The organism is Symbiopectobacterium sp., assembly GCF_051710365.1.
Classification (GTDB): domain Bacteria; phylum Pseudomonadota; class Gammaproteobacteria; order Enterobacterales; family Enterobacteriaceae; genus Symbiopectobacterium.
In genome coordinates, this window is record NZ_JBPETA010000284.1 from 1 (window position 1) to 2886 (window position 2886).

At 41.9% G+C, this 2886-nt stretch carries 3 protein-coding genes; 1 reads left to right on the top strand and 2 read right to left on the bottom strand.

Annotation, left to right across the window (positions count from 1 at the left end; all coding sequences use genetic code 11):
- Window positions 1-97: 97 nt before the first annotated feature.
- Window positions 98-964 (bottom strand): integrase, encoded by an 867-nt coding sequence (locus ACTBDZ_RS16690; RefSeq protein WP_438816131.1) that lies wholly within the window; start codon window positions 962-964, stop codon window positions 98-100.
- Between the two features lie 372 nt (window positions 965-1336).
- On the bottom strand, window positions 1337-2260 hold the full coding sequence (locus ACTBDZ_RS16695; RefSeq protein ID WP_438816132.1) for a hypothetical protein: 924 nt from the start codon (window positions 2258-2260) through the stop codon (window positions 1337-1339).
- A 170-nt stretch (window positions 2261-2430) separates the two neighbouring features.
- On the opposite strand from ACTBDZ_RS16695, the gene ACTBDZ_RS16700 reads away from it, so the two are divergent.
- Window positions 2431-2697: a DUF3811 domain-containing protein gene (locus tag ACTBDZ_RS16700; protein ID WP_438816133.1), complete on the top strand. Its 267-nt coding sequence runs from the start codon at window positions 2431-2433 to the stop codon at window positions 2695-2697.
- Window positions 2698-2886 lie beyond the last annotated feature (189 nt).

Here is a 2886-nt window from a genome sequence, read left to right on the forward strand (position 1 = left end):
GGTTGGTAACAAGGGCTCAATGATTGCCCATGCTTCATCAGAAAGATCGTAGCGAGCCATAATCCAAAGTGTCGTAGAAACAGATGGATACTATAGCTCAAGCAATTAAGGGACACAGCCTAGGATCCCTGATATCATCTTCTATAGATGACACAATAAGGCTGAATTGATCGCCTCGAATATTAGTTTTAATTGAATTAATTTGCAGAAGCAGAAGTTGACTTACACGTAAACCATAATTTAATAGAAGACGACAAATCAAATAATTACGAAACTGAATTTCGCCAATAGGGAAGGGGTTAATTGGATTTGGCCGTGAACGTGAACTCGGTCTGATAATCTCGTAAAAAATTCTTACCACCTCAGGCGTTAAACTACGGAATTGTTTTTGAGATTTTTTTGTTTTACCAGTTTGAAACTCAGCCCGGAGCATCAACACTCGATTTGTTAACCGAGAGGAAAGACGAGACAATTCCTTAGGAGACTCATCCATATACCGTGGAGAAATATAAGTATTAATCATATATGTGATAAAACGAATGACCGCATGCACATGCTTCGTATTCGTCCAACTGTGAGTAGCTGGTTTATGGTGGCTTACGATCCTGAGTTCAGTAACATTGGATTTTCCACATTCCAAATAATGAAAAAAGGCTTCAAGTTCTTCAATAGCAATCAGAGTGTTATAACCAGACTGGTGAAAACTGAAGCAGAAAGTCACTCCATATTTCTTAAACCAAAATTCATAGAAAAATTTTAGCGCCTGGAGTGTAGTTGCTTGAGTGGACGCAGAACGCAAAGACAGGCGATCGACAAGAAATCTAAGTGGAAACAGAAGTGGCAGACTTGTTTCTGAATCAACCAACACCCACAGTCGCTGGGGTACTACATTAAGTTGAGTGACTATAAACACCTTAAAGTCCTCATAAAATGCATGGATATGAAGAAAGTAGCTCTTAAACATAACTACTGCAATGAAAAGGTGAGGGATGCTTTAACTACATGATTTTCAGTGGTGAGGATCAGCTTGTGAAGTAATTATATATTAAACAAGATTTAACATAACATACATTATGCGAACCAATGAATAAGGAGGCGGAATCTGGCGTTGTGACCAGTTAGGTTCCGTTACTGCTGATACGTTCTTTTACCTTCGACCTTCAAACGTACTGAGTTACTATTATGGTTATAAAACAAACCCTGTTTTGCGGGACTGGGCGACCAGTCAACGGAGCGATGGAAAACTCTCTGCCTTCCATGCGCGATGCGCATCCACCAACACTGACGGTCGCCACTGATGAAATACACTATCAGTATTCATTAAAACACATCTCAACTACTGATATTGAATATATATCGGCTGAGGCTGCAAACTCAGCACTTCAGCCTTGGATAACAGTCTGTGTGGCGGTTTTCTAAGATCGTTCTTGTAGAAAATCTTGATGCCCGGATACAACACCCCGTGTTCAGCAGAGACGACTTTTTCATAGGTTGCCATTTTGGTTTCAGGAGCTCCCCACCCGTCCATGCTCAATATTACCTGCACGTTAGGATCTGATTTTACTTTATCAAACCCCGTCACCATCTTTTTAGTAAAACGGTGAACCACTAACACTTTCGGTGGCAGATTATTTTTCACAACCAATGTTGAAAGATAATCAACGACTCTGTTGATATCCTTGTCGTTAATTGTTCCAATTCTCGCCCCCGGAATGGTTTTTCCGATCATGATAAATTCAGGGTCTATGCCTAGATGCACATCCGGTTGAGTAAGAAAAGGCTCAAGGCGGGATATCTCACGGTGTAAATCGCTCAGTCCGGGCTGAACGTCCAGAATCAGAACTGCACCTGGTTTCATCCTTACCACAGACAGGACTTTCTCTATTTGCATGTTACTCATACGGTTACGATAGAACCCATCTCGTCCAGGCTGGTTGCTTGCTACGGTAGCAATATACTCTAATCCTGGAATGACAGGCTTTGATGGGGCTGCCTTTTCCCATTCCTGCGCTTCAGCGGTTAATTTTTTCCACAGTTCAGGGGCAGGATATTCACCCAGTATTCCCATTCTACGAGAGTTGAAATTACCATAATAAACAACCAGTCTGTTTGCTGGAATAATCCCTGTTCGGCCGCTTGATGCATAAAACTTGTCGATACCATCCATCCGCGGCGGTGTTGTTGAGAGGGTGCCTTGGGCATTAGTAGGTAAAAAAACATTCAACGTTGTGGTAACCATTAATACCCAAAGTTTCTTCATAAGAGTCCTTTCATTTTTTCCTGGTGATACATTCACTGGTTATAATCTGAAGCAAAATAACGGCCAGGCCATATATATAAGCAGTTGACGTTCAATGGCATTGAAACCAATGTAAAATTAGCGAATTTGCTCTACAATGGATTTTCTAACCCACAACGAGATGCCTTCCTATGCCCAGACTGACACAGAAAGACATGACAGAAAGTGAACAGCAACAGCTCAAAACGCTGCTGGATCAGGAAAGGAAAAAACGAGGTCGCACGTTAACCAATGCAGAGAATAACCGAATTAAAGACGACTATATCGATAAGTTGATGAAAGAACGGGAGGCGGCAGCTAAGCAGGCTCGCGCAGAGCAGAAGAAAAATAAATTCAAACCGGATGCTAATGCCACCTATGAATGGTCTGCCAATACCCATGTGCGGGGACGCCGTTAGGCGCGTTGTTATGTAGGGCATTTATCGACAGGAAAAGATTATAACGGATGACATGGTACGAGTATTTGTATTAGTCGCGACTTGATCTGACACTGGACCTTGCAAGGTTGAGAGTTACCGGTTTTGATATGGGTGTCCAATCCTTATACAAAACACGAGGTAACTCTCATGATTCATACTAACAATCCC

What these genes read in the sequence shown, in the direction of transcription:
- ACTBDZ_RS16695 (WP_438816132.1), bottom strand. Translation starts at nt 2,260, where the DNA reads ATGAAGAAACTTTGGGTATTAATGGTTACCACAACGTTGAATGTTTTT.
- ACTBDZ_RS16700 (WP_438816133.1), top strand. Translation starts at nt 2,431, where the DNA reads ATGCCCAGACTGACACAGAAAGACATGACAGAAAGTGAACAGCAACAG.
- ACTBDZ_RS16690 (WP_438816131.1), bottom strand. Translation starts at nt 964, where the DNA reads ATGTTTAAGAGCTACTTTCTTCATATCCATGCATTTTATGAGGACTTT.